The organism is Microbacterium sp. NPDC059771, assembly GCF_042732495.1.
In the GTDB taxonomy this organism is placed as follows: domain Bacteria; phylum Actinomycetota; class Actinomycetes; order Actinomycetales; family Microbacteriaceae; genus Microbacterium; species Microbacterium sufflavum.
In genome coordinates this window covers 95,108-121,067 of sequence record NZ_JBHWHK010000002.1, presented here as the reverse complement: position 1 = coordinate 121,067, position 25,960 = coordinate 95,108, and the positions used below count along the sequence as shown (strand labels likewise).

General features: G+C 71.7%; 28 protein-coding genes. 17 read left to right on the top strand and 11 right to left on the bottom strand.

The features are described 5' to 3' along the window. Positions 1-14: 14 nt before the first annotated feature. Both ACFV3I_RS14310 and ACFV3I_RS14305 read right to left on the bottom strand, forming a co-directional pair. Positions 15-980 (bottom strand): aldo/keto reductase, encoded by a 966-nt coding sequence (locus ACFV3I_RS14310; protein WP_247637839.1) that lies wholly within the window; start codon positions 978-980, stop codon positions 15-17. Beyond that, positions 967-2,262, bottom strand: a complete 1,296-nt coding sequence (locus ACFV3I_RS14305; protein ID WP_136029466.1) for an L-fuconate dehydratase — start codon at positions 2,260-2,262, stop codon at positions 967-969. Before ACFV3I_RS14305 ends, ACFV3I_RS14310 begins: the two co-directional genes overlap by 14 nt. 122 nt (positions 2,263-2,384) lie before the next feature. On the opposite strand from ACFV3I_RS14305, the gene ACFV3I_RS14300 reads away from it, so the two are divergent. Then, on the top strand, positions 2,385-3,245 hold the full coding sequence (locus ACFV3I_RS14300) for a fumarylacetoacetate hydrolase family protein (RefSeq protein ID WP_247637841.1): 861 nt from the start codon (positions 2,385-2,387) through the stop codon (positions 3,243-3,245). Further along, positions 3,227-3,994, top strand: coding sequence for an SDR family NAD(P)-dependent oxidoreductase (locus ACFV3I_RS14295; protein WP_378823341.1), 768 nt, complete (start codon positions 3,227-3,229; stop codon positions 3,992-3,994). The genes ACFV3I_RS14300 and ACFV3I_RS14295 overlap by 19 nt, the downstream gene beginning before the upstream one ends. A 174-nt stretch (positions 3,995-4,168) precedes the next feature. Here the strand turns inward: ACFV3I_RS14295 and ACFV3I_RS14290 are convergent, their stop codons facing one another. Then, positions 4,169-5,059, bottom strand: a complete 891-nt coding sequence (locus ACFV3I_RS14290) for an amidohydrolase family protein (RefSeq protein ID WP_378823339.1) — start codon at positions 5,057-5,059, stop codon at positions 4,169-4,171. A 47-nt stretch (positions 5,060-5,106) separates the two neighbouring features. Between ACFV3I_RS14290 and ACFV3I_RS14285 the strand changes: the two genes are divergently transcribed. Beyond that, positions 5,107-5,784, top strand: a complete 678-nt coding sequence (locus ACFV3I_RS14285; protein ID WP_136044854.1) for a FadR/GntR family transcriptional regulator — start codon at positions 5,107-5,109, stop codon at positions 5,782-5,784. A 30-nt stretch (positions 5,785-5,814) separates the two neighbouring features. Here the strand turns inward: ACFV3I_RS14285 and ACFV3I_RS14280 are convergent, their stop codons facing one another. Continuing rightward, on the bottom strand, positions 5,815-6,477 hold the full coding sequence (locus tag ACFV3I_RS14280) for a transaldolase family protein (RefSeq protein WP_378823337.1): 663 nt from the start codon (positions 6,475-6,477) through the stop codon (positions 5,815-5,817). Positions 6,478-6,595: 118 nt separating this feature from the next. On the opposite strand from ACFV3I_RS14280, the gene ACFV3I_RS14275 reads away from it, so the two are divergent. Genes ACFV3I_RS14275 through ACFV3I_RS14260 form a run of 4 tightly spaced genes read left to right on the top strand, consistent with a single transcriptional unit; the run spans position 6,596 to position 9,875 of the window. Then, the gene (locus ACFV3I_RS14275) at positions 6,596-7,558 is read left to right on the top strand and encodes a ribokinase (protein WP_136029454.1); all 963 of its coding nucleotides are present in this window, start codon (positions 6,596-6,598) and stop codon (positions 7,556-7,558) included. 16 nt (positions 7,559-7,574) lie between these two features. Continuing rightward, positions 7,575-7,979, top strand: a complete 405-nt coding sequence (gene rbsD / locus ACFV3I_RS14270; RefSeq protein WP_136029452.1) for a D-ribose pyranase — start codon at positions 7,575-7,577, stop codon at positions 7,977-7,979. Continuing rightward, positions 7,979-8,791 carry a GntR family transcriptional regulator gene (locus ACFV3I_RS14265; protein ID WP_247982289.1) on the top strand — a complete coding sequence of 271 codons (813 nt, stop codon included), beginning with the start codon at positions 7,979-7,981 and terminating at the stop codon, positions 8,789-8,791. The genes rbsD and ACFV3I_RS14265 overlap by 1 nt, the downstream gene beginning before the upstream one ends. A 25-nt stretch (positions 8,792-8,816) precedes the next feature. Further along, positions 8,817-9,875, top strand: coding sequence for a PLP-dependent cysteine synthase family protein (locus ACFV3I_RS14260; RefSeq protein WP_136029448.1), 1,059 nt, complete (start codon positions 8,817-8,819; stop codon positions 9,873-9,875). Between the two features lie 16 nt (positions 9,876-9,891). On the opposite strand, the gene ACFV3I_RS14255 is transcribed toward ACFV3I_RS14260, so the two are convergent. Then, positions 9,892-10,761, bottom strand: coding sequence for an FHA domain-containing protein (locus ACFV3I_RS14255; protein WP_136045314.1), 870 nt, complete (start codon positions 10,759-10,761; stop codon positions 9,892-9,894). Positions 10,762-10,773: 12 nt separating this feature from the next. Then, entirely contained in the window at positions 10,774-11,040 is a 267-nt protein-coding gene (locus ACFV3I_RS14250; protein WP_136029443.1) for a hypothetical protein, read from the bottom strand. A gap of 211 nt (positions 11,041-11,251) precedes the next feature. Here ACFV3I_RS14250 and ACFV3I_RS14245 point away from each other — a divergent pair, with 211 nt between their 5' ends. From ACFV3I_RS14245 to ACFV3I_RS14225, 5 genes are all read left to right on the top strand, one after another. Then, on the top strand, positions 11,252-12,082 hold the full coding sequence (locus ACFV3I_RS14245; RefSeq protein WP_206252528.1) for a DUF4397 domain-containing protein: 831 nt from the start codon (positions 11,252-11,254) through the stop codon (positions 12,080-12,082). Beyond that, complete coding sequence (locus ACFV3I_RS14240) at positions 12,079-12,741, top strand: class F sortase (protein ID WP_240744502.1); 663 nt, start codon at positions 12,079-12,081, stop codon at positions 12,739-12,741. Before ACFV3I_RS14245 ends, ACFV3I_RS14240 begins: the two co-directional genes overlap by 4 nt. Before the next feature lie 39 nt (positions 12,742-12,780). Further along, a complete protein-coding gene (locus tag ACFV3I_RS14235; RefSeq protein ID WP_136036703.1) occupies positions 12,781-13,344 on the top strand; it encodes an RNA polymerase sigma factor in 564 nt (187 codons plus the stop codon). After that, a complete protein-coding gene (locus tag ACFV3I_RS14230; RefSeq protein ID WP_378802878.1) occupies positions 13,331-14,068 on the top strand; it encodes an anti-sigma factor in 738 nt (245 codons plus the stop codon). Before ACFV3I_RS14235 ends, ACFV3I_RS14230 begins: the two co-directional genes overlap by 14 nt. 66 nt (positions 14,069-14,134) lie before the next feature. Further along, on the top strand, positions 14,135-14,653 hold the full coding sequence (locus ACFV3I_RS14225) for a glycine cleavage system protein R (protein WP_136036054.1): 519 nt from the start codon (positions 14,135-14,137) through the stop codon (positions 14,651-14,653). Between the two features lie 21 nt (positions 14,654-14,674). On the opposite strand, the gene ACFV3I_RS14220 is transcribed toward ACFV3I_RS14225, so the two are convergent. Next, positions 14,675-15,385 (bottom strand): FadR/GntR family transcriptional regulator, encoded by a 711-nt coding sequence (locus ACFV3I_RS14220; protein ID WP_136029435.1) that lies wholly within the window; start codon positions 15,383-15,385, stop codon positions 14,675-14,677. Positions 15,386-15,549: 164 nt separating this feature from the next. On the opposite strand from ACFV3I_RS14220, the gene ACFV3I_RS14215 reads away from it, so the two are divergent. From ACFV3I_RS14215 to ACFV3I_RS14200, 4 genes are all read left to right on the top strand, one after another. Beyond that, on the top strand, positions 15,550-16,785 hold the full coding sequence (locus ACFV3I_RS14215; protein ID WP_378823334.1) for an aminotransferase class V-fold PLP-dependent enzyme: 1,236 nt from the start codon (positions 15,550-15,552) through the stop codon (positions 16,783-16,785). Between the two features lie 61 nt (positions 16,786-16,846). Further along, positions 16,847-18,160 carry an ABC transporter substrate-binding protein gene (locus tag ACFV3I_RS14210; RefSeq protein ID WP_378823332.1) on the top strand — a complete coding sequence of 438 codons (1,314 nt, stop codon included), beginning with the start codon at positions 16,847-16,849 and terminating at the stop codon, positions 18,158-18,160. Between the two features lie 3 nt (positions 18,161-18,163). Continuing rightward, complete coding sequence (locus ACFV3I_RS14205; RefSeq protein ID WP_136029429.1) at positions 18,164-19,114, top strand: carbohydrate ABC transporter permease; 951 nt, start codon at positions 18,164-18,166, stop codon at positions 19,112-19,114. Beyond that, entirely contained in the window at positions 19,111-20,031 is a 921-nt protein-coding gene (locus tag ACFV3I_RS14200) for a carbohydrate ABC transporter permease (protein ID WP_205812679.1), read from the top strand. Before ACFV3I_RS14205 ends, ACFV3I_RS14200 begins: the two co-directional genes overlap by 4 nt. 61 nt (positions 20,032-20,092) lie before the next feature. Here the strand turns inward: ACFV3I_RS14200 and ACFV3I_RS14195 are convergent, their stop codons facing one another. Beyond that, the gene (locus ACFV3I_RS14195) at positions 20,093-21,106 is read right to left on the bottom strand and encodes an aldo/keto reductase family protein (RefSeq protein WP_136036085.1); all 1,014 of its coding nucleotides are present in this window, start codon (positions 21,104-21,106) and stop codon (positions 20,093-20,095) included. Between the two features lie 29 nt (positions 21,107-21,135). Beyond that, entirely contained in the window at positions 21,136-22,635 is a 1,500-nt protein-coding gene (locus ACFV3I_RS14190) for a PLP-dependent aminotransferase family protein (protein WP_378823330.1), read from the bottom strand. 19 nt (positions 22,636-22,654) lie between these two features. Here ACFV3I_RS14190 and ACFV3I_RS14185 point away from each other — a divergent pair, with 19 nt between their 5' ends. After that, positions 22,655-23,128, top strand: a complete 474-nt coding sequence (locus tag ACFV3I_RS14185) for a hypothetical protein (protein ID WP_378802883.1) — start codon at positions 22,655-22,657, stop codon at positions 23,126-23,128. Here ACFV3I_RS14185 and ACFV3I_RS14180 read toward each other — a convergent pair. Further along, positions 23,116-24,588, bottom strand: a complete 1,473-nt coding sequence (locus ACFV3I_RS14180) for a DUF4407 domain-containing protein (protein WP_378823328.1) — start codon at positions 24,586-24,588, stop codon at positions 23,116-23,118. The two genes, ACFV3I_RS14185 and ACFV3I_RS14180, sit on opposite strands and share 13 nt — an antisense overlap. 50 nt (positions 24,589-24,638) lie before the next feature. Then, positions 24,639-25,928 carry a 23S rRNA (adenine(2503)-C(2))-methyltransferase RlmN gene (rlmN, locus tag ACFV3I_RS14175; RefSeq protein ID WP_378823326.1) on the bottom strand — a complete coding sequence of 430 codons (1,290 nt, stop codon included), beginning with the start codon at positions 25,926-25,928 and terminating at the stop codon, positions 24,639-24,641. Positions 25,929-25,960: the final 32 nt, after the last annotated feature.

Below are 25,960 nucleotides of genomic sequence, written 5' to 3'. Positions count from 1 at the left end.
CGGCTCCTCTCTGGTCATGCGGGGATGAGACCCTCGGCGGCGAGGTTCTCCCACAGTGCGGACGGGATCTCCCGCGCAGCGTACTCGGCGTTCTGCGTCAGCTGTGCGGGGCGACTGCCGCCCACGACCACCGAGCGCACCACGTCGGACTGCAGCGGGAACTGGATCGCGGCCGCGGGCAGCGGCACCCCGTGGTCGGCGCACACCGCGGCGATGCGCACCAGCCGGTCCCACAGCTCGTCGGGCAGCTGCCCGTACTCGTAGCGTCCGTCGCGCCGCGGCTCGTTCGACGCGAGCAGCCCGGAGTTGAACACCGAGGCCGCCACGATGCCGGTCGAGGTCTCGCGGCACGCCGGCAGCACGTCGACCGCGGCGGGCTGTTCGAGCAGCGTGTACCGCCCGGCGACCATGACGAGGTCGAGGTCCGCGGCCCGCACCGACGCGGCGAGCGCCTCCGACACCATCGAGCCGATGCCGATCGCGGTCACCTCGCCGTCCGCACGCACCTGCTCCAGCGCGGGGAGGGCCTCCGCCAGCGCGAGGTCGAGGTCGTGGCGCTCGGGGTCGTGCAGGTAGAGCAGGTCGATGCGCTCGATGCCGAGGCGTTCGCGCGACTCGTCGAGGCTCGTGCGGATGCCCTCCGCCGAGAAGTCCCACACGCGCTGCAGGTCGTCGGGCACGTGGAAGTCGTTCGCGGTGTCGAGACCGCCCGCGTGGTCGGGGTTGGGGCGCAGCAGCCGTCCGACCTTGGTGGACAGCACGTACTCGTCGCGGGGCTTCGTGCGCAGGAAGGCGCCGAGACGACGCTCGGACAGCCCGAGCCCGTAGTGCGGCGCGGTGTCGTAGAAGCGGATGCCGCTCTCCCACGCCGCGTCCAGCACGGCCCAGGCGTCGTCGTCGGACAGCTCCCGGAACAGGTTGCCGACGTTCGCGGCACCGTAGCCGAGCGTCGGGACGGCCAGGCGGTCAGGCACCGACATGCGCACCCGTCCAGGTGTACTCGGCGATGCTGTCGGTCTTCATCTCCATGCCGGTACCCGGCGCGGTGGGCGCCATGTACGAGCCGCCCTGGATGTCGGTCGGCACGACGAAGTGCTCGTGCAGGTGGTCGACGAACTCGATCAGCCGGCCCTCGCGCGTGCCCGAGACGGCGACGAAGTCGAACATCGACAGGTGCTGCACGGCCTCGCACAGCCCGACGCCGCCGGCGTGCGGGCAGACCGGCACGTCGAACTTCGCGGCGAGCAGCAGGTTCGCGATGTTCTCGTTGACCCCGGCCACGCGCACGGCGTCGATCTGCATGACGGAGATCGCGTCGGCCTGCAGCAGCTGCTTGAAGATCATGCGGTTCTGCGCGTGCTCGCCGGTGGCGACGCGGATGGGCGCCACCCCGCGGGCGATCTCGGCGTGCCCGAGGATGTCGTCGGGGCTCGTGGGCTCCTCGATCCAGGCGGGGTGGAACTCGGCGAGGGCGTTCACCCACTCGATCGCCTCCGATACCTCCCAGCGCTGGTTGGCATCGATCGCGATCGGGAAGTCGGGGCCGCAGACCTCGCGCGCCTTGCGGAAGCGGCGGATGTCGTCCTGCAGGTCGGCGCCGACCTTGAGCTTGATCTGCGTGAAGCCGTCGGCCATCGCCTCGCGCGCCAGGCGCTCGAGCTTCTCGTCGGAGTAGCCCAGCCACCCCGGGCTCGTCGTGTAGCCGGGGTAGCCGGTGGCGAGCAGCTGCTGCTCGCGCTCGGCGCGGCCGGGCTCGGCGGCGCGGAGGATGTCCAGCGCCTCGTCGCGGGTGAGGGCGTTGGTGAGGTAGCGGAAGTCGACCAGGTCGACCAGCTCCTCCGGCGTCATCCGGGCGAGGAGCTGCCACAGCGGCAGGCCCGCGCGCTTGGCCTTGATGTCCCACAGCGCGTTGATCACGGCGCCGATGGCCATGTGCATGACGCCCTTCTCCGGCCCGAGCCAGCGCAGCTGCGAGTCGCCGATGATCTCGCGGAAGGTGCCGCCCATGTCGTCGAGCAGCGGCTCGAGCTCCCGGCCGACCAGGTGCCCCGCGAGGGCGTCGATCGCAGCGACCTGCACGTCGTTGCCCCGTCCGATCGTGAACACGAACGCGTGCCCCTCGATGTCGTCCTCCGCATCCGTGCGCACGATGACGTACGCGGCGGAGTAGTCGGGGTCGGGGTTCATCGCGTCCGACCCGTCCAGGCTCAGGGACGTGGGGAAGCGGATGTCGGTGGTGTCGAGGGCGACGATACGGCTCACGGGATTCCTCTCCATGCACGGGACTTCTTCCGTGCGGATCCCTTGGAGTGTAAACATCCGATGTCTATACTGTCAACGATACCGGCCGCCGCAGAGCGGCTTCCCGAACGATCAGGAGAATCATGAAGTTCGCGCGGCTCGGCACCCCTGGGGCGGAGATCCCCGTCCTCGTGGAGGGTGACCGCTACCTCGACCTCCGCCCACTGACATCCGATGTCAACGGCGACTTCCTCGCCGGAGACGTCGCCGCCCGCGTCGCCGCCGCGCGCGACGCCGGAGAGCTCCCCGAGCTGCCCGACGCCGCGGGGATGCGCGTCGGCGCCCCCATCGCCCGGCCCAGCGCGGTCATCTGCATCGGCATGAACTACGCCGCGCACGCGGCCGAGTCCGGCTCCGAGCCGCCGACCATCCCGATCATCTTCCTCAAGACCCCGAACACCGTGGTCGGCCCGAACGACACCGTCACGATTCCGCGCGGCAGCGAGAAGACCGACTGGGAGGTCGAGCTCGGCATCGTGATCGGCGCCCGCGCCGCCTACCTCGACTCCCCCGACGAGGCGATGGCGCACGTCGCCGGCTTCGTCGCCGCGAACGACGTGTCGGAGCGCGACTTTCAGATGGCAGTGTCGGGCGGGCAGTGGTCGAAGGGCAAGATCGCGTTCGGCTTCAACCCCACCGGACCGTGGCTGGTCACGCCCGACGAGGTGGACCACCGGGCCCTCGGCCTCCGCAGCTTCGTCAACGGCGAGCCGCGGCAGGACTCGAACACGAGCGACATGATCTTCCCCGTCGAGCAGATCGTGCACCACCTGTCGCAGTACGTGACGCTGGAGCCCGGCGACCTGATCCTCACCGGCACCCCGCAGGGCGTGGCCCTGTCGGGCAAGTACCCCTACCTCGCCCCGGGCGACGTGGTGGAGATCGAGATCGACGGCCTCGGCCGGCAGCGACAGGAGTTCGTGGCATGGGAGGCGCAGAAGTGAGTGGAACGATGGACGGCCTGGTGGCGATCGTCACGGGCGGAGCCTCCGGCATCGGCGCGGCGATCGCCCGCCGACTGCACGACGACGGCGCCACGATCGCCGTGCTCGACCGCGACACGACGAACGCCGACGAGCGCTTCGCCGCGTTCACCGCCGACGTGTCCGACCGCGCGAGCGTCGACGCGGCCGTGGCCGCGGTCGCCGAGCGCTTCGGCCGCATCGACATCGTGGTCAACAACGCCGGCATCGGCGCGCAGGGCGACATCGCCGCGAACGACGACGACGAGTGGGCGCGCGTGCTCTCGATCAACGTGACCGGCATCGCCCGCGTGACCTCGGCCGCACTGCCGTGGCTGCGGAAGTCGCCCGCCGCCGCCGTGTGCAACACCGCGTCGATCGCCTCCACCACCGGCCTCCCGCAGCGCGCGCTCTACTCCGCGTCGAAGGGCGCCGTGTCGGCCCTCACCCGCGCGATGGCCGCCGATCACCTGCGCGAGGGCATCCGCGTCAACGCCGTGAACCCCGGCACCGCCGACACCCCCTGGGTCGGGCGGCTGCTCGACTCCGCCGCCGACCCCGAGGCCGAGCGCGCCGCCCTCGAAGCACGACAGCCCCACGGACGGCTCGTCAGCCCGGACGAGGTCGCCGCGGCCGTCGCCTACCTGGTGGGACCGGGCGCGGGCTCGACCACGGGCACTTTCCTCGAGGTGGACGGCGGGATGGCGCAGCTGCGGCTCCGCCCCGAGTGACCTCGCACCCTCCTCGACGAGAGGGCCCGGCGACTCCCTGAGACGCCGGGCCCTTTCGCGTGTGGGCTGCCGTGCGGAGTCGGTGCGGGATCGAAAACGTGCCGCGCAGGAGCTTCGGGGGTGACATATCGCACGCGCACCGCGCGACGGGATGGGGCGGACGGGGCGGGGGGGTCAGAGGCGGTAGAACGCGGCGGCGGTGTCGTGGAAGAGGGCGGCCCGGGCGATGCCGCGGGAGTCCGCCCACGTCGAGACCGCGTCGGCCCAGCGGCTGCGGGCGGTGGGCTGATACGTCGACGAGGCGTCCGAGGCGGCGTCCGTGCGGGCCCGGCCGACCGCGGAGACCGGCCAGTCGGTACCCCACATCAGGCGCTCCGGCCCGAAGACGTCGGCCGCGGTGTCCAGGAACGGCTCGAGCTGCGCGAGGCTCCAGTCACCACCCGCCTCCGCCGGAAGGCCCGACACCTTGCAGTACACCTGCGGGTGGCGTGCGAGCTCGGCGAGGTCGCGCTCCCACTCCGCGGTCGGGGCCAGCGGAGCGTGTGCGGTGCCGACCGCGGGCTTGCCGAGGTGATCCAGCACCATGCGCAGCTCGGGGATCGCGGCGGACAGCCGCGCGACGTCGGGCAGCTGCCACGACCGCACGCACGCGTCGAACGCCCAGCCGTGGGCCGCGACCTCTCGCGCGCCCGTCACGAACGCGGACGACAGCGCCACCGCATCCGGCTCGTCCTGCAGGATGTGCCGCACGCCCACCACCAGCGGCTCCGCCGTGAGGCTCTCCAGGTGGACGGTCGTGTCGGTGCCGCGGTCGAGTCGGGCACCCGCGACGATGCCGACCACCCCGAGCCGCTCGGCCTGTCCCGCGACCCACCGCACCTCGTCGAGCTCGTCGTCGACCGCGGTGCCCGCCTGCACGAAGATCGCGCGCTCCTCGGTCGACCCGTCGATGCGGGCGCCCTCGATCTCCTCCGCGGCGAACCGCGCGGCGAGGGGCCCCTCCAGCCACGAGTAGGTCAGAACCTCCGGGTCCCACAGGTGCAGGTGCGAGTCGAGGGTGCGCATGCCCCCATCCTGCCGTAGACATCCGATCACTGTGCAAGGATGACGCCATGGCTGTCACTGACGAGGCGATCGAGAAGATCAAGGCGATGATCGTGTCGGGCGAACTGGCGCCCGGCGATCGCCTGCCCCCGGAGAAGGAGCTGTCCGAACGACTCGGGCTCTCGCGCAACTCGATGCGCGAGGCGGTCAAGGCGCTCGAGGTGATCCGCGTGCTCGACGTGCGCCGCGGCGACGGCACCTACGTCACGAGCCTGGAGCCGCATCTGCTGCTCGAGGCGATCGCGTTCGTGGTCGACATGCACGACGACGACTCGATGCTGGAGATGTTCGCGGTGCGGCGGATGCTCGAGTCGCAGGCGACCGGGCTCGCCGCGACGCTCGGCAGCGAGGAGGCGATCGCGGCCGTGCAGAAGGAGGTCGCCGGCATCGACGCCGGCGTGAGCATCGAGGAGCTCGTCGACCACGACATCCGCTTCCACCGCGACATCGTGGCGATGGCGGGCAACGCCTATCTGGCCAGCCTGATCGAGCACCTGAGCAGCCAGACCGTGCGGGCTCGCGTGTGGCGAGGGCTCACCGAGGGCGGCGCGGTCGAGCGCACGCTGTCGGAGCACCGCGCGATCGCCGACGCCATCGCCCAGCGCGACTCCGCTCTCGCCACGTCGCTCGCCACGGCCCACATCGCGGGCGTGGAGCGCTGGCTGCGGCAGGCCGCGACCGCCTGAGCCGCACCGCGACGGAGCGAGCGGGGCGGGTCAGGCTCCCAGGCGCACCATGGCCGCGTCGAACTCGGCGGCGGAGGTGTCGCTGACCGGGTTGAACAGCACCTGGTCGAGCACGTCGGGGGCGGCGGTGAAGTAGGGCACGCCGGCGCGTCGGAGGCCGACCAGATCCTCCGCCGACCGCAGCGACGCGGCGAGCACGTTCGAGTCGGTCCCCGCGCACATCTCCTGCATCCGCGCGATCACGACCTCGCCGTCGACGCCCGCGTCGCGCATCCGGCCGAGGTAGGGGGCGAGGTACCGGGCGCCGATCGCGGCGCCCGCGAGGGCCTGTGCCACGGAGTACACGGCCGTGACGAGCACGGTCGCCCCGTCGCGCACGAGGGCGGACGCGGCCGCGAAGCCGTCGGGCGTGGCGGGGACCTTCACCGCGACCCGGTCGCCCAGCGCCCGGATGCCCTCGGCGTTGCGCAGGAAGGAGGCGGTGTCACCACCCCAGGTCTGGAAGAACACCTCGCGGGCACCCTCCTCGACCCATCGGGCGTAGAGGTCGGGGATCTCCGCGGCGGTGCGGCCGCCCCGTTCGAGGATCGTGGGGTTGGTGGTGACCCCGTAGACCACGCCCGCGGCGAGCAGCCGGGAGACGCGGTCGACGTCGGCGCTGTCGACGTACAGGCGGGGCGCGATCGGGGTCATCGGGGTCTCCTCGCGGGAACCTGTCGTTACAGGTTCGGTTTCGGCTAATGTAATGACAGCTCCGAGCCTAGTCAACGCCACCGGAGCGCCCGCGCTGTCGAGGAGGATCAGGAGCGAGATGACACCCGCACACCCCGGCGACCGCACCGGCGTCGTCATCGTCGGCAGCGTCACGGCCGACGTCACCACCTTCTCCGGTCGGCTGCCGGCCCGCGGCGAGACCATCCTGGGCGACGAGTTCACGCTCATGCTCGGCGGCAAGGGGGCGAACCAGGCGGTCGCGGCCGGACGCTCCGGTGCACGCACGAGCTTCGTCGGCTGCGTGGGAGACGACCTGTTCCACGACCTCGTGGTGGACGGGCTCACGGCCGCCGGCGTCGACCTCACCCACCTGCGCACGGTCCCCGGCCCCACGGGCATCGCGCACATCCGCGTCGACGCGTCGGCGCAGAACGACATCGTGATGGTGCCGCTCGCGAACGCCGCGCTCAGCACCGCGCAGATCGACGAGGCGCTCACCGCCCTCGCCCCCACCACGTCCGTCCTGCTGACCCAGCTGGAGACGCCGTCGGCGCTGACCGCCCACATCACGGCCCGCGGGCGGGAGCACGGCATGACCGTGATCCTCGACCCCGCCCCCGCCGCGGAGCTCCCGCCCGCCCTCTGGCGCAGCATCGACATCGTCACGCCCAACGAGACCGAGGCGTCGCTCATCAGCGGCATCGAGGTGACCGACGCGGCGTCGGCCGAGCGCGCGGGCCGCTGGTTCCTCGCCCAGGGCGTGGGCGCCGCGGTCGTCACGCTCGCCGGACAGGGGTCGTGCGTGGTCACCGCGGAGGGCGCGACGGTCGTCCCGCCGTTCCCCGTCGAGGCCGTCGACACCACGGCCGCGGGCGACGCCTACGCGGGCTACCTCGGTGCCGCCCTCGCGAGCGGCAGCACCCTCACCGACGCCGTGCGCCTGGCGACCGCCGCCGGCGCCCTCGCCGTCACGAAGCAGGGCGCGTCGCCGAGCCTTCCGCACCGCGCCGAGGTCGACGCGTTCCTCACCGAGCGCGAGACCGCCCCCGTCGCGAACTGACCAGCCAGGAGCACCGATGCGCAAGACGTCCACCACGATCAACCCCGCCCTGTCCCGGGTGATCAGCGAGACCGGCCACACCGACACGATCGTCGTGACCGACGCCGGCCTTCCCATCCCCCCGGGGTCGGAGCGCATCGACCTGGCCTACCGCCCGGGCGCCCCCGCCTTCCTCGACGTGCTCGACACCGTGCTCGCCGAGCTCGTGGTGGAGGGCGCCACGGTATCCGCGGAGGTCGCGGAGAAGAGCCCGGAGGTGCTGGATGCTCTGCGCGAGCGCTTCGCCGGGATGGGCTTCGAGATCGAGCTGGTGCCGCACGTCGAGTTCAAGCAGCGCACCCGCACGGCACGGGCGTTCGTGCGCTCCGGCGAGTTCACCCCGTATGCGAACGTGATCCTGCACGCGGGGGTGGCGTACTGATGACCACCGTCGAGGACGCGATCGACCGCCACTCCGCCGCCCCCATGTACGACCAGCTGCGGCAGCTGATCATCGACGGCATCGCCCGCGACGGCCTGCAGCCCGGCGACCCGCTGCCCGGCGAGCACCGCCTGTGCGAGCGCTACGGCATCTCGCGCACGGTCGTGCGCCAGGCGCTCGCGCAGCTCGAGCACGAGGGGCTGGTCGAGCGGGTGAAGGGCAAGGGCACGTTCGTCTCCCGCCCGCGCACGAGCGAGAGCCTGGTGCACACCCTCGTCGGCCTGTACGACGACGTGGAGCGTCGCGGCGGGCACGTGCACAGCGACGTGCTGCGGCACGAGCAGACCGTGGCCGACGAGGAGGTCGCGCTGGCGCTGGAAGTGCCGGTCGGCTCTCCCGTGGTGGCGCTCGAGCGTCTGCGGCACGTCGACGGGGAGCCCTGGTCGCTGTCGACCACGTGGATGCCCGAGGCCGTCGGCGGGGTCACGCTCGGCGCCGACCTGACCGAGGCGTCGCTGTACCGGCTGCTGGCGATGCACGGCATCGTGGCGACGCACGGCGTGCGCTCCGCGGAGGCGACCGTCGCCACGCACGAGCAGGCGCAGCACCTGGGCGTCAGCGCCGGCTCGGCCCTGCTCCGGCTGCGCAGCGTCAGCCGCAGCGAGGACGGCACGCCCATCGAGTACTTCATCGCCTACCACCGCGGCGACCGTTCGCGCTTCGAGTTCCAGTTGCAGCAGGAGCAGTCGCAGGCGTCGCTGCTGCACGTCGACGGCGACGGCGGGGCCTCGCCCGCGGGTACCGTCGGCTGAGGGCAGCCCCACTACGCTCGAAGACATGAGCGACTGGACCAGCACCGCGATCGCCCTGCTGGAAGCCGACGCGAACCGCAGCGCCGACACGCACCTGCACCTGTTCCCGCTGCCGGCCGAGTGGGGCATCGACCTGTACCTGAAGGACGAGTCGGTGCACCCGACGGGCTCGCTCAAGCACCGGCTGGCGCGGTCGCTGCTGCTGTACGGGCTGGTGAACGGGCGCATCCGCGAGGACACGACGCTGGTGGAGTCGTCGAGCGGGTCGACCGCCGTGTCCGAGGCGTACTTCGCGCGGATGCTCGGTCTGCCGTTCATCACCGTGGTACCCCGGTCGACCGTGCAGGAGAAGATCGACCTGATCGAGTTCTACGGCGGGACCTGTCACTTCGTGGACCGCGCGGAGGACATGTCGCCGGAGGCCCAGCGCCTGGCGTCGGTGTGCGGCGGCCACTACCTCGACCAGTTCACGTTCGCGGAGCGCGCGACAGACTGGCGCGGCAACAACAACATCGCCGAGAGCGTGTTCAGCCAGCTCGCCCAGGAGCGGCATCCGATCCCGCGGTGGATCGTCATGGGTGCGGGCACCGGCGGCACGAGCGCGACCTTCGGCCGCTACGTGCGCTACCGCCGGCACGACACCCGGATCGCGGTGGTCGACCCCGAGGGCTCCGCCTTCTACGACGGCTGGGCCGGGACCGTCGACCCGCCCGCCGGGCGCCCGAGCCGCATCGAGGGCATCGGCCGCCCCCGCGTGGAGGCATCCTTCGTCCCGACCGTGATCGACGAGATGATCCAGGTGCCCGACGCGGGCTCGATCGCCGCGATCCGCCTGCTGCGCGAGCGCACACTGCACTGGGCGGGCGGCTCCACCGGCACCAACCTCTCCGGTGCGTTCCAGCTCATCGCCCGCATGCGTGCCGCGGGCGAGACCGGCAGCGTCGTGACCCTCATCTGCGACAGCGGCGTGCGCTACGCCAACACCTACTACTCCGACGAGTGGGTCGCGCAGCAGGGGTGGGACCTCGCCCCGCACCGCGCCCGCCTGGAGCACTTCCTCGCGACCGGGGTCTGGGCGGACTGACGCTCGCGGTGCCGGGTCAGCCGAGCTCGCCGGAGCCGTAGGGTCGCACCGGCTGCTGCTTCTGGAACTCGTATTCCCCGCCCTGGCGCCCGCCGAACGGACGACCGTGGTCGGCGAACTCCTCCCGGTAGTAGGCGAGGCGCCAGGTGCCCAGCTCGATCCGCGAGCCCGTGCGGAGGATGCGCGCGCCGTCCGAGCTGTGCGGCAGGTTCGGCCACCCGCCGCCGGTGGGGGCGTGCGGGTACAGCACGTACTCGTCGTCCTCGTTGTGCCGGATCTCGGCGTGCACCGCTTCGAGTCCGTCGAGCCGCAGATCGGCGTCGGGACTCGAGCCGATCACGGTCCGGTCGGGCAGCAGGTCGAACTCGCGCGGACGGCTGCGGTCCCAGTCGCCCGAGCCGACCGAGAAGATCAGGCGCGGGCGTCCCGAGCCGGGCAGGTAGTGCGTCGTGGTCACGCGACGGCGGACGTGGCGCACCACGGTGGGCACGAGCGGGAACAGCGTGCCGGGCGGGATGGAGAGCAGCGAGCCGCCGCCGCGGTCGCGGTCGCGGCGCTGCAGTTCCGTCAGCAACGTGGTGAGGTGGCCGAGCCGGATGTGCGGTGATCCCGCGACCGCGCGACCCACGGGTCCCGACCGCACGTCGCCGAGCTCCACCAGGGTGCCGCGCGGTCCCTCCACCCGCACCCGGATGCCGCGGCGCGCGAGGCCGTCCGCGACGGGGGCGAGCTGCGCGAGGTCGCGGCGACCCATGCCGCCGAGGGTGGACGTGTCCGCGATCGTGATGACGACCTCGCGTCCCGCCGCGTGCACGGTGAACCGCGTGGGGGTGTCGTCGTCCGGGCCGCGGTGCTCGACCTCCAGGTCGATGTCGAGGCGGATCATGGTCGTATCCGCTCAGGCGGCGTGCGGTCCGTCGGTGGCGCGGTCGCTCGTGGTCACCCGCAGGGTGCCGTTGAACTTCCAGGTGGCGCGGGGCGCGTCGGGGCCGATGTCGCGCGGCACCTCGACGGTCATGTCCTCGAAGGTGTAGTTCACCGCCGCTCCTCGGCCGGTCAGGTACGCCCACATCTCCCGGCCGAGATCGGTCCAGTCGGTGATGGAGGCGCCGGTCGGGCCGGTGGAAGACGAGAACAGTTCGGCGGGGTGGTTCGTGTCGCTCATGGCGTGCTCCTTTGCCGGGTCCGGGTGTGTGGATGCGATTATGCGCGCGGTCCCGATCGAAGTCCATCAGTTTCTGGGCACCGTCTAAAAAAGCACCACCGGGACCGGAGAGTGCCGACAAGATCGGGTTCGGGTGCATCCGCCGACCGCCCTGGCCCGGAATAAGGGGGCAATGGGTGGCGACCGCCGCCCCTGTTCAAGGAGGAGCATCGTGCGAAGAATCACCACAGCCGGCCTCGTCGTCGGACTACTGGCCGCAGCGGCCCTGGCCACGCCCGCGACCGCCGCGACCACCGGCAGCGCCCAGCTCTCGGTGCTGCACGCCATCCCGAACACCCCGGTCGACGTGTACGTCAACGGCGAGCGCACCATCGACGACTTCCAGCCCGGCTCACTGGCCGGTCCGCTGGAACTCCCCGCCGGCAGCTACGAGGTCGCGCTGACCGCGCCGGACGCGGCCGACGCGAGTGCGCCCGTGCTCGGCCCGGCGACGCTGACCCTCACGGCCGGTGCCAACTACACCGCCGTCGCGCACCTCACCGAGGCGGGCGACCCCGGGCTGAACCTCTTCACGAACGACACGTCCCCCACCGCACCCGGCCAGGGGCGGCTCACGGTCCGTCACGTCGCGGCCGCGCCCGCCGTCGACATCCTCGCCGGCGGCTCACCGGTGGTCGAGGATCTGACCAACCCGAACGAGGCGACGCTGAACCTGCCCGCCGGGAACGTCTCGGCCGCCGTCGCCCTCGCCGGCACCACCGACCCCGTGCTCGGCCCGCAGGACGTGGCGGTGCAGGACGGCGTGCTCACGATCCTGTACGCGTGGGGCAGCGCCGAGGAGGGCACCCTCGCCATCGCCGCACAGACGGTCTCGGGACTGCACACCAACCCCGGCGGCGTGCCCTCCGGCACCGCGGGCTACGCGGCGCAGCGGGACGCCGACACCGTCATCGTCCTGGCGACGGCACTGATCGGCCTGGCGATGATCGCGGCTGCGGGTGCGACCGTCGCCGTGCGTCGTCAGCGGATCGCGCGCCGATGAGACCGGGGGCGCTGCGCCGCCGCATCCGGCGAGGACTCCTCGCCGGATGCGGTGCCGCGTGCGCGGCGCTCCTGATCGCCTGCACCCCCGTGGGGGCGGGCGAGGTGATGACGTCGGATCCCCCCTCCGACCCCCCACGCTCGCCGTCGCCCGCCCCCACCTCGACGCTGCGCCCGGAGACGCACTCCGCCGAGCTGCCCGCACCGCAGCCCACGACCCCTCCGACCCGGCTGCGCATCCCCGACCTCGGCGTCGACATGACCGTGGTCGACGTGGGAGTGGAGCCGACAGGGCAGATGCAGCTCCCGGAGGACCCGGCGGTGGCGGGGTGGTACCGGTACGGCGCCGATGCCGCCAGCACGGCCGGACTCGTCGTGCTGGCCGCGCACGTGGACGCCGTCGGATACCCCATCGGCCCGCTCTCCCGGTTGCGTGAGCTCGGCGCCGGAGCGACCGTCGAGGTGACCGACGCGAACGGCGTGCCCCGGACCTACGCGGTGGAGTCGCTGGCCTTCTACGAGAAGGCGGCTCTCCCCACCGGGGAGCTGTTCGCCAGGGAGGGCCCGCCCGGCCTGGTCCTCATCACGTGCGGAGGACCCTTCGACAGCACGACCGGTCACTACCGCGATAATGTCGTCGCCATCGCACGGCCCGCCTGAGCACCCGCACCCGACGCCCCGAACGGAAGGGAGGCGCGCATGACCTCCGCGGACGACCCCGACGACGAGACGCAGCTCAACGAGCGCTTCGTCCGGGGCGACGAGGATGCCCTCGCCGAGCTGTATCGGCGGTGGTCGCCGGTGGTGTTCACGCTCGCGTTGCGCTCCCTCGGCGATCGCGCCGACGCCGCCGACGTGACGCAGCGCACGTTCGTGTCGGCCTGGACGTCGAGAACGGGGTACGACCCGTCGAAGGCCCGCCTGAGCACGTGGCTGGTGACCATCGCCCGGCGCCGCATCGCCGACATGCACGAGTCGCGGGCCCGCATCCAGCGGCTGCAGGAGGAGATGATGCGCGTCACCTCTCCCGACGATCTCGTCAGCGCACCGGTCGACCTGTCGCAGTCCATCCTGATCGCGAACGAGATGCGGCAGCTGCGACCCGAGGCGCGCGAGGTCATGCGGCTGGCGTTCTTCGACGACCTGACGCACGAGGAGATCGCCCGACGGCTGGACATGCCTCTGGGTACCGTGAAGAGCCACATCCGCCGGAGCCTCTCCCGTATGCGCGACCGATTGGAGGTCAACCGTGTCGCACCTTGACCCCGAGCAGCTCGCCCTGCTCGCGCTCGGCGAGCCGGTCGCCTCCGAGCGCGAGCGCGCGCACCTCGACCAGTGCCGGGCGTGCGCTGCCGAGATCGCCGACCTCGCCCACGCGGCGGGTGTCGCGCGGTCGACCGTCGCCGACGCGGAGCTGGAGTCGCCGCCCGCCGACGTGTGGGCGCGCATGCACGACGAGCTGGGCCTGCCGGAGCGGCTCCGGGCCGACCCTCTCCGCCCGGCGGAACCGACAGCGGGCGAGCCGCCCTCCGCCCCACGCCCGCAGCGCAGAACCGCCGCCCGCTGGTGGGTGCTCGCCGCCGTCACGGTCCTCGTCGTCACCGTGGGCGTGAGCACGTGGACGGCGATCTCGGCCGCACTCCGGCCGGTCACGGTCGCCACGGCGACGCTCGACCCGTTCCCCGACCACCCCGATGCGATCGGTACGGCAGAGGTGGACGAGGACCGCGACGGCGCGCGCACCCTCACGGTGTCGCTCGACGGCGAGGTCGGGTCGGAGGACTACCGGGAGGTCTGGCTCATCCGCAACGACGGGAAGGCGCTCATCAGCCTCGGCGTGCTCGACGCCGCCACCGGCGCATTCGCCATCCCCGCCAACGTCGACCTCGACGAGTACGACCTCGTCGACATCTCGTTCGAACCCGTCGACGGCGACCCGGCCCACTCGGGGAACTCCATCGTGCGCGGCACGCTCGACTTCAGCTGAGCGGAGCGCACGACGCCCGCGTCAAGGGGCATGTCCCGAACGCCGAACGCCCCCTACGCTGAGGCCATGACCACACTCATCCTCACTGTCGCGGGTGCCGACCGGCCGGGACTCGTCGCGGCGGTCGCCGACGTCGTCGACGCCCACGGCGGCAACTGGGAGAACAGCTCGCTGGCCGAGCTCGCGGGAACGTTCGCGGGCGTGATCGAGGTGTCGGTGCCGACCGACCGCGCGGGCGACCTGGAGACCGCGCTCCGGGCGATCCAGGGTCAGGGGCTCCTGACGCTGTCGGTGCTCACCGGGACCCGCGGCGTGGCGGAGGAGGACGAGGAGCGGCTGCTGGTGATGCAGGTGCTCGGCAACGATCATCCCGGGATCGTGCGGGAGGTGTCGGCCGTGCTGAACGCGCACGCGCTGAGCATCGAGGAGCTGGCGACCGAGACCCGCGATGCGGCGATGGCGGGCGGGCGGCTGTTCGAGGCGTCGGTGATCGCGAAGGTGCCGCCGACGGTCGACCTCGACGCACTGCGGGCCGACCTGGAGCGACTCGCGACCGAGATCCAGGTCGACATCACCCTCGGCTGAGCGGACCCCGCCGGCGCGCACTCAGGCGGACGGCGTCTCCGCGGTCGGGACGTCGTCGAGCCCGGAGTACCGCCGCACCCAGTACTCGGTGTACGCGACGTGCGCGGATGCCGCGGCCGACGCGGCGACGGGATCGGCGGCGGCGAGGCCCCGCAGGATCGCGCGGTGCCCGGCGTCGGAGTGCACCTTGAGCTCCGCGGCATCGTCGGGCTCCGAGATGCGGTACGCCCGGGAGCGGGAGCGCAGCACGTCGATCAAGCTCGTGAGGGCCTCGTTGCCCGCGACCGCGGAGATGCGCATGTGGAACTCGTGGTCGAGGCGTGACTGCGCCTCGAAGTCGGTCGTGGCCTCGATCTCGTCCAGCACCGCGGCGAGCGCCGCCACGGTGTCCGCGTCGATGCGGGCGGCCGCGAGTGCGGCGGCATGGGGTTCGAGCACCCGGCGCAGCTCGGTCAGCTCCAGCACTCCCGCCATGGGCAGCAGCCCGACGGTGAGGGACAGACTGCCGATGAGGTCGGCCGCGCGCAGCTCGCTGACGTAGCTGCCCGAGCCGTGGCGCGTCTCCAGCACGCCCAGCGCCGCGAGCGTGCGGATGGCCTCGCGCAGCGATCCGCGGGAGACGCCGAGCCGTTCGCACAGCTCCCCCTCGCTGGGCAGGCGGTCGCCGGGGCGCAGCGCACCGTCGGCGATCAGCGCCCGCAGGCCGTGCAACGCCGTGTCGAGTGCGCTCATCGTCATCCTCCCTGACACCCCCGCCCCTCGTGCAGTCTGTCGGAACCGCTCCACGCGACAAACTCGTATGACAACTATGTTTCATCTTCGCGGATTCGTAGCCAAAATCGGGGCCTTGTGGCAAAGTTGTGCAACAACTCGCCCCCACTCATCGATGAGGTCCGATGCCCGCTCCGCTGTTCCCCGCTCCGCTCACGCTGAACTCCGGCCTGCGAGCGCGCGACGCCTGGCCTCTCGACCCCGCGGTCGTGCACCTCAACCACGGGTCGTTCGGCGCGGTGCCGTCGGTCGTGGTCGCACACCAGGACGCCCTGCGTCGCCGCGCCGACCTCAGCCCGGTCGAGTGGTTCCCCCGCATCGCCGAGCGCGTGCAGGACGCCAGGGAGCGCACCGCCCCGTTCGTCGGCGCCCGGGCGGACGACAGCGTCTTCGTGCCCAACGCCTCCGCCGCGGCGACCGTCGTGTACAACGCGCTGCGACTCGAGCACGGCGACGAGATCCTGGTGACGGATCAGGGCTACGGCGCGATCACCATGGGGGCGGAACGCCTCGCCCGCCGCTTCGGGGCGACCGTCCGCACCGTCGCCCTCCCGCTGCTCGCGCCCGACGACGAGATCGTGCAGCTGTTCGCCGAGGCCCTCACCCCGCGCACCCGGCTGATCGTCGTCGACCAGATCACCTCGCCCACCGCCCGCCTGCTGCCCACGCGCCGCATCGCCGACCTCGCGGCCGAGCGCGGCGTGCGCACCCTCGTCGACGGCGCCCACGCCCCCGGCCTGATCGCCGACGCCGCCGCGGTCGCGGGCGGCGACTGGTGGTTCGGCAACCTGCACAAGTGGCCCTGCGCCCCCCGCGGCTCGGCCCTGCTCGTCACGGCAGCACCCGACCGCGACGAGCTGTGGCCGCTGATCGACTCGTGGGCCGCCCGCGAGCCCTACCCCGGGCGCTTCGACACCCAGGGCACGATCGACGCCACGACGTACCTGGCCACCCCCACCGCGATCGAGTTCATCGAGGCCGAGTTCGGATGGGAGCACGCCCGCGCCGCGATGGCCGAGCGCGCCGACGCCGGAGCCGAGCTGATCGCCGAGGCGCTGCGCCCGTACGGCGACGAGGATCCGCTCACCCCGCTGCCCTCCCCCGTGCCGTCCATGCGCCTGATCCGCCTGCCGCTCGGGCTCGGCGCGACGCGCGAGGAGGCCGACGCGCTGCGCATGGACCTGCTCGACGAGGTCGGCGTGGAGACCGCCTTCACGAGCTTCCGCGGGGTCGGCTACTTCCGCCTCTCCGCGCACCTCTACACCGAGGCCTCCGACGTCGAGGCGTTCGTCGAGCGCTGCATCCCCGCGATCCTGCGCCGCGCCGGCATCCGCCCCGCCGACGCCCTCATCCTCCCCTGACCACCCGCACGACCCGACCCACCCGAAACACACCCACCCATCCCCCACCGAGAGGCACATCGTGAAGAACAAGATCTTGACGACCGCAGCGGGAGTCGGCACCGTCGCCGTCCTCGCACTCACCGGCTGCTCCGGAGGCTCCGGCTCGTCCGGCGGCGACGGAGACGTCACCCTCCAGATGGTCGAGAGCCTGACGAACCCGGCACGCACCGAGCTCATCCGCGGGCTCCTCGACGAGTTCGAGAAGGAGAACCCCGACATCACGGTGAACCTGGTCTCGCCGCCCACCGAGCAGGCCGACCAGAAGATCCAGCAGATGCTCCAGTCCGGCAAGGGCGTCGACGTGCTCGAGGTGCGCGACATCACGGTCGGTCCGTTCGCCAACAACGGCTGGCTGTACGACCTCGGCCCCGACCTGAAGAAGTGGGACGGCTGGGACGCGCTGACCGACAACGCCAAGTCCGCCGGCGTCGCCGAGGACGGCAAGAGCTACTTCGTCCCGTACGGCTTCTACGGTCTGTCGCTGTTCTACCGCACCGACCTCGTGGAGAAGGCGGGCTTCGACGGCCCCCCGCACAGCTGGAAGGACCTGCTGGAGCAGGCGTCCGCGATCCAGGATCCGTCGAACAACATCTACGGCTACGCGTTCCGCGGCGGCCAGAACGCCAACAGCAACGTGGTCGCCGCGATCGAGGCGTACACGATCGACGGGCTCGACACGGAAGATGCGTTCCTCATGAAGGACGGCTCGACGATCTTCGCCGCTCCCGAGGCGCAGGAGGCGGTCGACGACTACTTCGACCTCTTCAAGGAGGCGTCGCCGCCGTCCGCCGTCTCCTGGGGCTACCCCGAGATGGTCGCCGGCTTCACGAACGGCACCACGGCCTTCCTGCTGCAGGACCCCGAGGTGATCGCGACCGTGCAGGACTCCTCCCTCACCGAAGACCAGTGGGACACCGCTCCGCTGCTCGTCGGCCCGTCGGGCAAGGCCGCGCAGCCGCTCGCCGTCGCCGGCTGGGGTGTCGCGAAGAACAGCGAGCACACCGAGGCGGCGGTGAAGCTGGTCGAGTTCCTGTCGTCGGCCGAGCCCGCGACCGAGTTCGCCCAGGCCAACAGCCTCGTGCCGATCATCGCCGCCGCGGCCGACGACGAGTTCTACTCCACGGGCCCCTGGACCAGCTACGTCACCATGACCGAGGACCCGGACACCTACGTCAACGTGCGCCAGCCGCGCGGCGTGAGCTGGTGGACCGAGTGGATCCAGAAGTCCGACCAGGACGTGCAGAGCGTGCTGCTCGGCAACATGTCGACGAAGGACCTGCTCGCCTCGTGGGATGCGTTCTGGACCGAGAAGTACGCCGCGGAGAAGGGCTGACCCGTGGCCCGCACCATCCGTGAAGGGGGCTCCGTCGGCACTGCCGGCGGGGCCTCCCCGGCACGCGGACGGCGTCGGCCGTTCCGCGGCCGTCACGCCCTGACGCTGCTGGCGTTCCTCGCCCCGGCGATCGTGTTCGTCTGCTGGTTCACCTACTGGCCCATGCTGCAGGGCGCCCGCATGGCGTTCCACGACTGGAACCTGTGGGACCTCACGTCGACCCCGTTCGTGGGCTTCGACAACTTCCTCGCCGTGTTCCGCGACCCGGCGTTCCCGACCGTGGCGTGGAACTCCGTGCTGTGGGTGGTCGGCTCGCTCGTGCCCCAGCTCGTCATCGGCTTCCTCATCGCGCTGGCCCTGCGCAAGCGGTTCCGCTTCCGCGGGCTCTACCAGGCGCTGGTGTTCTTCCCGTGGGCGGTGTCGGGCTTCCTCATCGGCATGCTGTTCCGCTGGATGTTCAACGCCGAGTTCGGCGTGGTCAACGACCTGCTCATGAAGGCCGGCCTCATCGACGCCCCGCTGCCCTGGCTGGCCGACCCGAAGCTGGCGATGTTCGCCGTCATCGTCGCGAACATCTGGTACGGCGTGACGTTCTTCGCGATCATGATCCTCGCGGCACTCCAGTCGGTGCCCGACGAGATGCTGGAGGCGGCGAGCCTCGACGGCGCCGGCAAGGTGCGGCAGCTGTTCTCGATCATCATCCCGTACATCTCGATGACGCTGCTGCTGACGATCCTGCTGCGCGTGATCTGGATCTTCAACTTCCCCGACATCATCTACGCGATGACGAACGGCGGCCCGGCCAACCAGACCCACATCATCACGACGTGGATGATCAACTACACGCAGCAGGGCAACTACGGCATCGCGAGCGCCATCGGGCTCATCGTCGTGGCGTTCCTCATGGTGTTCTGCGCCTTCTATCTGATGGCGATGCGGAGGGTGCAGCGATGACCATCACCTCGACCACCCGGACCGGTTCCTCGATCACCGAGACCCGTCGGATCACGGTGCCCGACCCGAAGGCCGCTCCGCGACCGAGGCCGCGGGTGACCGTCGGCGGCGTCGTGCGCGTGGTCGGGCTGGCCCTGTGGCTCCTGATCACGCTGTTCCCGCTGTACTGGATCACGCTCACCGCATTCAAGTCGCCGGGGACCATCAACCGCTTCCCGATCGAGTACTGGCCGAGCGAGCCCTCGTTCGACAACTTCACGAGCCTGTTCGAGAAGAGCTCGTTCGGGGTCTTCCTGGCCAACTCGGCGATCGTGGCGGTGTCGGCCGGAGCCGTCGCGACGCTCATCGCCCTGCTCAGCGCCTACGTGCTCGCGCGCTTCGAGTTCCGCGGCAAGGGGGCGATCCTCATCGCGTTCCTGCTGACGCAGATGATCCCCGCGTTCATCGCCCTCGGCCCGCTGTACTCGATGATGACCGACCTGGGCCTCGTCGACACCAAGCCCGGACTCATCCTCGTCTACATCGCGATCTGCATCCCGTTCTCCACCGTGATGCTGCGCGGCTTCTTCGAGAACGTGCCCGACGCGCTGGAGGAGGCGGCGATGATCGACGGCTGCTCGCGCCTGGGAGCCCTGTTCCGGGTGCTGGTGCCGGTCATGACGCCCGGCATCATCGCGGCGTTCATCTTCAACTTCGTCAACTGCTGGAACGAGCTGTTCCTGTCGGTTGTGCTGATGAACACCGACGCGAACCGCACCGTGCCCTCGGCGCTGAACGGCTTCATCTCGACGTTCAACATCGACTGGGGCTCCATGTCGGCCGCGGCCGTGCTGACGATCCTGCCGACCATGGTGATGTTCGCCCTCGCCAGCCGCTGGATCGTGCAGGGCCTCACGGCCGGTGCCGTGAAGGAGTAGCCCGCGCGCGGACGAAGGCCCCCTCTCGCTGATCGCGGGAGGGGGCCTTCGCCTGCCCCGGTCAGACCAGGCGGGACTTCGGGGACACGGAGTACGTGTGCTCGGCGTCGCGGTTCACCGTGTCGCCCAGGGCCTCGTCGATCGCGGACAGCGTGTCGGCGTCGAGCGTCACGCCCGAGGCCTTGACGGTGTCGGCGAGCTGCTCGGGCCGGGAGGCGCCCACCAGGGCCGCCGCCACGTTGGGGTTCTGCAGCACCCACGCGATCGCGAGCTGCGGCATCGTGAGCCCCGCCTGCTCGGCGATCGGCTTGAGACGCTGCACCGCGGTGAGGATGTCGTCCTGCAGGAAGCTCTGGATGAACCCGGCCCCGGAGTTCTGGTCGGTCGCGCGCGAGCCCTCCGGCACCGGCTGCCCCGGCAGGTACTTGCCGCTGAGCACGCCCTGCGCCATCGGCGACCACACGATCTGCGAGATGCCCAGCTCCTCCGACGCGGGCACGACCTTGCCCTCGATCACGCGCCACAGCATGGAGTACTGCGGCTGGTTCGAGATGAGCTGGATGCCGAGCTGCGTCGCCAGCGCGTGACCCTCGCGCAGCTGCTCGGCCGTCCACTCCGAGACGCCGATGTAGAGCGCCTTGCCCTGCCGCACGACGTCGGCGAACGCCTGGAACGTCTCCTCCAGCGGGGTCTCGTAGTCGAAGCGGTGCGCCTGGTACAGGTCGACGTAGTCGGTGCCGAGGCGCTTCAGCGAGCCGTTGATCGACTCCATGATGTGCTTGCGGCTCAGGCCGGTGTCGTTCGGGCCCTTCGGGCCGGTCGGGAAGTAGACCTTCGTGAAGATCTCGAGCCCTTCGCGGCGCTGGCCCTCGAGCGCCTTGCCGAGCACGACCTCGGCCGCCGTGTTGGCGTAGGTGTCGGCGGTGTCGAACGTGGTGATGCCGGCGTCGAGCGCCGCATGGACGGTCTTGACGGCCGCGTCGTCTTCGACCTGTGAGGCGTGCGTGACCCAGTTGCCGTAGGTGATCTCCGAGACCTTGAGACCACTGTTGCCGAGATAGCGATAGTTGACCATGGATCAACGCTAGTCCCGGCGGCGGACGCTCAGGCCGGTCGGCCGAGGGATTCCCGATACTCGCCCCACGCCGCGCCAAGGCGGCGCACCCCTTCCGCGAGCACGTCGTCGGGCGCCGTGAAGGGCAGGCGCACGTGGTCGTCGGGGGCCGTGGGGGACGCGGCGAAGGCGGCGGTGCCGGCGATCGAGACGCCGTGGGTCGCCGCGACGCGGGCGAGAGCCGACGCGGACCCCCGGGGCAGCGTGGCCCACAGCGCCAGTCCGCCCCGCGGCGCCACGTACGTCCAGTCGGGAAGGTGCTCGGCCATCAGGTGCTCCAGCAGCCGCAGCCGCTCCCGGTGCACGCGGCTGTTGGCCCGCCGCAGCTCGTCGGCGTGCGCGATGAGGTCGAGCGCGAGCAGCTGACCGGGCACGCTCGTGGACTGGTCGGCGAGCTGCCGGGCGCCGCGCAGACGCCGCACCAGCACCGGGTCGGCACGCAGCCACCCGATCCGCAGCCCCGCCCACGCCCATTTCGACACCGACTCGACGACCATCACGGGGGCGTCCGGCCGCTCCGAGGCGAGCGTGGGCGGCACGACCCCGTCGAACGAGATCCCCGCGACGACGCGGTCCTCGATCACCGGCACACCGTACTGCGCGGCGAGCTCGGCCACGCGGTGCCGGGCCGCGGCGGGCAGGCGCGTGCCCGTGGGGTTCTGGTGGTGGGGGTTGAGCGCCACCAGCACGGGGCGCAGCCGGGCCATCGCCTGCTCCAGCGCGACCACGTCGAGGCCGTCCGTGCCCATCGGCACCCCCTGGACGGTGCCGCCGCGCAGCCCCACGCTGTCGGTCACCCCGGGCCAGGTGATCTCCTCCGCGAGCACGATGTCGCCCGGCTCGACGAGCGCGTTCACCACGAGGCTGATCGCCTGCTGCGCGCCGTGCGTCACCAGGATCTGCTCGGGCGTGGTGGGCGTGCCCTCCGCGCGGTACATCTCGGCGATCAGCTCGCGCAGCACCGGGAGCCCTGCGGGGTCGGTCTCGGGCAGCAGCGCGAGGTCGAGACGCGGCTGATGGTCGCGGATCAGCTGCACGCCGAGCTCCGGGATCTGCGGCACCGTGCGCAGCAGGTCGATCGTGTTCGGCACCGCGGAGAACAGGGCCTCGCCGCGACCGGGACGCGCAGGGGCCGAGGGGGCACCGGTCCCCGCCACGCGGGTGCCGCTCCCCTGCCGCCGCTCCACGAGCTCCTGCTCCGCGAGCACGGCGTAGGCGGAGACGACCGTGCCGCGCGACACCGACACGGCGGACGCCAGGGAGCGCTCGGCCGGCAGCCGGTCGCCCGCGCGGAGCTCGCCACCCGCGATCAGCGCCGAGATGCCGCGCGCGAGCCGGGTCGCCAGCGTTCCGTCGCCGTGGGTCCAGCGGCCGAGCCGAGCGGCCAGCCCCTCGGTCGACACCTCGCCCGCTCGCACCAGCGGAGTCGCGCGACCCGGGGCCGATCCGTGGTCCATCGGCGCCGCATTGGCCCTGTCGTCCGTGTCCATGTGACCCGATTCTGGACCAATGGACACCTCCACCACTACTCTCACGCCGGATCTGGGGCCAATCCCCGCGGATTGGACCATCGACCGGTTGCTCGCTCACCTCGCCGACGACCGTGCGCTCGACGACCCCGCGCTGGTCGGCCCCCTGCGCCGCCTCGACGCCGCGATCACGGGGAGCGACGGCGGGCGGCCGCTCGCCGCGATCGTGCTCGTCCGCTCCCTGGTCCTCGCCGTCGCCGCGACGCCGGCCCTCCGCGCGCGGACCCTGCACGACGTGCTCACGTCCGCCCGCACGCGGGGTGCCGGGGTGCCGCGCGACGCCCGGGCCCCGCACGTCGCCCCCGCGCATCGCCCCGCCGCTGCCGCGGACACGGGCACCGCGGGGCCGTTCACGGCACCGGGCTCCCCCGCCGGCGCACGGACCCCCGTGCGGGACGCGGATCCCTCAGCCAGCGCGGGGCGCGCGAGCGGCCGCGAGCGTCAGGTGGCCTGAGCGCCCGGGGTCGTGACGATGTCGGCGCGGTCGCGGAAGCCCTCGGCCGTCACCCGGTCGAGCGCCACCTGCTTGCGGATCGCGACGGCCTTCTCGTACAGGCTCGGGTCGCCGTAGCTCGTGAGCACCTTCACCAGCACCGGCAGCAGCTCGATCATGAAGAACAGCGCGGCGATCAGGATGTGCGCCCACAGGATGGCCGGCTCCTTCTCGCTGAGCCGGTTGAGTCCGCTGATCTGGCTGAGCAGCCCCACCGCACCCGCGTTGCCCTGCGCGACGGCATCCGCGCGGGCGTTGTACGCGGCGAGCGCCTGGTCATACGTCTCGCGCGCGGCCGGAAGCTCGTCCTTCGCCTGCTGGCGGTTCTGCGTCTCGGAGGTCGAGGTGTTCTCCTTGGCGGCGGTGCCGGCGGCCGCGAGCTCGTCGTTGGCCGTGCGCAGCTGGGCGGCCAGCGCGTCGTAGGTCTGCTGCGCCTCGGCGAGCTGGGCCTGCGCGGCCTGCGAGCTCGCGCCCTCGCCGTTCACCCCGGTGCACCCGGGGACGGTGCCAGCGCCCTCGCCCGTCAGCTCGCACTGGTAGAGCACGCGCGCCTGGTCGATCACGGCCTGCTGCGCGGTCATCTTCGCGGTGAGGTCGTCGACCGTGGCCTGCGCGGCCGACTCGCTGGCGGACGACGAGTCGGTGCCCGCGACGATCCCGGTCGCCGCCTGGTTCTCCAGCTCCGAGACCCGCTCGGAGGCGGCGTCGAGGGCCTTGCGCTCCGGGCCCGATTCGAGCGCCTCCTGATCGGACTGCGCCTGGACGATGTTGGTCGCGGCGACCTCGCGAGAGATGTCGTTGTGGAAGATCTGCAGCACGAGCGGCTCCGCCACGACGAAGCCGATGATGGCCGCCATGATCACCCGCGGGATCGCCAGCCCGATGAGCTTCCACACGTTCCTGGTCGAGGTCATGGTCGAGGTGAGGAACCGGTCGAGGTTGAAGATGATGAGCGCCCACACCACCGCGAGCGGCACCGCGAGCCAGATCGCGGCCTGCACACCCGTGGTCAGCGCGAACAGCATCGAGATCGCGGACACGAGTGCGGTGCCGGCGAGCACGAAGAACATCTGCACGAAGCGGGGCGTCTCGCCGGGCACGCGGTCGAGGATCTCGCCCTCCGCGCCGCCGAGGATCGCGAGGGCGCGGAGTCGCTCGGCGGCCGTGCGGCGACGACGGGGCGGGCGGGCGCGACGCGCGCGGGCCGGCTGCTCCTCGGTTGCGGCATCGGCGTCGGCGTCCTCCGTCGTCCGCGCGGACTCGGCACGCTCCGGAGCGTCGACGAAGGGGTCGAGGTCGGGTCCCGTCGGCTCGAACTCGCGCAGGAAGTCGAGGTCATCCGTCTCGGCGTTCGGGTCGCCGTCGAGGATGATCCGACCCTGCGAGTCGAAGCGACCCGGGCGATGGGCGGAATAGGGCATCCGGACAGGGTACGAAGCCCGCCTTGGAGTCGCTCTCAGGAAAGCCCTGATCAGGCCATCGCGGCGGCGGCGGCCTCGTCCTCGGTGGTGGCGACGAGCTGACCGCACGCCCCGTCGATCTCCTTGCCGCGGGTGTCGCGGAGGGTGGTCGGGATGCCGGCGTCGTTGAGGCGGCGCACGAACTCGTCGGTCACGTCACGCTCGGACGAGGTCCAGATCGACCCGGGCGTCGGGTTCAGCGGGATCGGGTTGACGTGCACCCAGCCGCGACCGCGCTGGTTGAGCTTCTCGGCCAGCAGGTCGGCACGCCAGGCGTGGTCGTTCATGTCCTTGATGAGCGCGTACTCGATCGACACGCGGCGGCCGGTCTTGGCGTAGTAGTCGTAGGCGGCGTCGAGGGCCTCGTCGACCTTCCACCGCGAGTTCACCGGGATGAGCTCGTCGCGCAGGTGGTCGTCGGGCGCGTGCAGCGACAGCGCGAAGGTGACCGGGATGTTCTCGTCGGCGAGCTTCCTGATCGCGGGCACGAGGCCGACCGTGGAGACCGTGATGCCGCGGGCGCTCATGCCCAGGCCGTCGGGCTGCGGCGCGACCATGACGCGCACCGCATCCATCACGCGCTTGTAGTTCGCGAGAGGCTCGCCCATGCCCATGAAGACGATGTTCGACACGCGCTCCATCGAGTGGTCGTCGCGCTTCTTGCCACCCAGCTCGCCGTTCGCGATCGCCCGGTTGGCCCGCACGATCTGCTCGATGATCTCGGCGGTCGACATGTTGCGGGTCAGCCCGGCCTGGCCGGTCGCGCAGAACGGGCAGTTCATGCCGCAGCCGGCCTGGCTCGACACGCACAGGGTGATGCGGCCGGGGTAGCGCATGAGCACCGACTCGACGAGCGCGCCGTCGTGCAGGCGCCACAGGAACTTGATCGTGTCGCCACGGTCGGTCTCCAGCCGGCGCACCTCGGTCATCAGCGGCGGGAGCATGCCCGCGACCAGCTCGTCGCGGATCCCGGCGGGGAGGTCGGTCATCTCGGCCGGGTCGGACGTGTAGTGGCGGAAGTAGTGGGTGGCGAGCTGCTTGGCGCGGAAGCCCGGCAGCCCGAGCTCCTTCACCTTCGAGATGCGCTCGGCCGGGGTGAGGTCGGCCAGGTGCACCGGCGGCTTGCCGCGCTTGGGGCTCGCGAACTGCAGCAGCGGACGACCCTCGGCGTCTTTCTTCTGCGTCCAGCCCTCGGTCGCCGGGCGCACCTGGGGGGCACGGGTCTCACGGATCGCCCCCGAGCGGGACGACGCGGGCGCTGCCTGGGGGCGCGTCTCGCGCGTGCGGGGGTTCTCAGTCATCCTTCCAGGATACCGGGGGCCGGGTGGGAGGC

What these genes read in the sequence shown, in the direction of transcription:
- ACFV3I_RS14225 (WP_136036054.1), top strand. Translation starts at nt 14,135, where the DNA reads ATGACCACACTCATCCTCACTGTCGCGGGTGCCGACCGGCCGGGACTC.
- ACFV3I_RS14310 (WP_247637839.1), bottom strand. Translation starts at nt 980, where the DNA reads ATGTCGGTGCCTGACCGCCTGGCCGTCCCGACGCTCGGCTACGGTGCC.
- ACFV3I_RS14265 (WP_247982289.1), top strand. Translation starts at nt 7,979, where the DNA reads ATGACCACCGTCGAGGACGCGATCGACCGCCACTCCGCCGCCCCCATG.
- ACFV3I_RS14180 (WP_378823328.1), bottom strand. Translation starts at nt 24,588, where the DNA reads ATGCCCTATTCCGCCCATCGCCCGGGTCGCTTCGACTCGCAGGGTCGG.
- ACFV3I_RS14285 (WP_136044854.1), top strand. Translation starts at nt 5,107, where the DNA reads ATGGCTGTCACTGACGAGGCGATCGAGAAGATCAAGGCGATGATCGTG.
- ACFV3I_RS14235 (WP_136036703.1), top strand. Translation starts at nt 12,781, where the DNA reads ATGACCTCCGCGGACGACCCCGACGACGAGACGCAGCTCAACGAGCGC.
- ACFV3I_RS14275 (WP_136029454.1), top strand. Translation starts at nt 6,596, where the DNA reads ATGACACCCGCACACCCCGGCGACCGCACCGGCGTCGTCATCGTCGGC.
- ACFV3I_RS14255 (WP_136045314.1), bottom strand. Translation starts at nt 10,761, where the DNA reads ATGATCCGCCTCGACATCGACCTGGAGGTCGAGCACCGCGGCCCGGAC.
- ACFV3I_RS14250 (WP_136029443.1), bottom strand. Translation starts at nt 11,040, where the DNA reads ATGAGCGACACGAACCACCCCGCCGAACTGTTCTCGTCTTCCACCGGC.
- rlmN (WP_378823326.1), bottom strand. Translation starts at nt 25,928, where the DNA reads ATGACTGAGAACCCCCGCACGCGCGAGACGCGCCCCCAGGCAGCGCCC.
- ACFV3I_RS14260 (WP_136029448.1), top strand. Translation starts at nt 8,817, where the DNA reads ATGAGCGACTGGACCAGCACCGCGATCGCCCTGCTGGAAGCCGACGCG.
- ACFV3I_RS14200 (WP_205812679.1), top strand. Translation starts at nt 19,111, where the DNA reads ATGACCATCACCTCGACCACCCGGACCGGTTCCTCGATCACCGAGACC.
- ACFV3I_RS14220 (WP_136029435.1), bottom strand. Translation starts at nt 15,385, where the DNA reads ATGAGCGCACTCGACACGGCGTTGCACGGCCTGCGGGCGCTGATCGCC.
- ACFV3I_RS14240 (WP_240744502.1), top strand. Translation starts at nt 12,079, where the DNA reads ATGAGACCGGGGGCGCTGCGCCGCCGCATCCGGCGAGGACTCCTCGCC.
- ACFV3I_RS14280 (WP_378823337.1), bottom strand. Translation starts at nt 6,477, where the DNA reads ATGACCCCGATCGCGCCCCGCCTGTACGTCGACAGCGCCGACGTCGAC.
- ACFV3I_RS14195 (WP_136036085.1), bottom strand. Translation starts at nt 21,106, where the DNA reads ATGGTCAACTATCGCTATCTCGGCAACAGTGGTCTCAAGGTCTCGGAG.
- ACFV3I_RS14300 (WP_247637841.1), top strand. Translation starts at nt 2,385, where the DNA reads ATGAAGTTCGCGCGGCTCGGCACCCCTGGGGCGGAGATCCCCGTCCTC.
- ACFV3I_RS14215 (WP_378823334.1), top strand. Translation starts at nt 15,550, where the DNA reads ATGCCCGCTCCGCTGTTCCCCGCTCCGCTCACGCTGAACTCCGGCCTG.
- rbsD (WP_136029452.1), top strand. Translation starts at nt 7,575, where the DNA reads ATGCGCAAGACGTCCACCACGATCAACCCCGCCCTGTCCCGGGTGATC.
- ACFV3I_RS14190 (WP_378823330.1), bottom strand. Translation starts at nt 22,635, where the DNA reads ATGGACACGGACGACAGGGCCAATGCGGCGCCGATGGACCACGGATCG.
- ACFV3I_RS14290 (WP_378823339.1), bottom strand. Translation starts at nt 5,059, where the DNA reads ATGCGCACCCTCGACTCGCACCTGCACCTGTGGGACCCGGAGGTTCTG.
- ACFV3I_RS14185 (WP_378802883.1), top strand. Translation starts at nt 22,655, where the DNA reads ATGGACACCTCCACCACTACTCTCACGCCGGATCTGGGGCCAATCCCC.
- ACFV3I_RS14295 (WP_378823341.1), top strand. Translation starts at nt 3,227, where the DNA reads ATGGGAGGCGCAGAAGTGAGTGGAACGATGGACGGCCTGGTGGCGATC.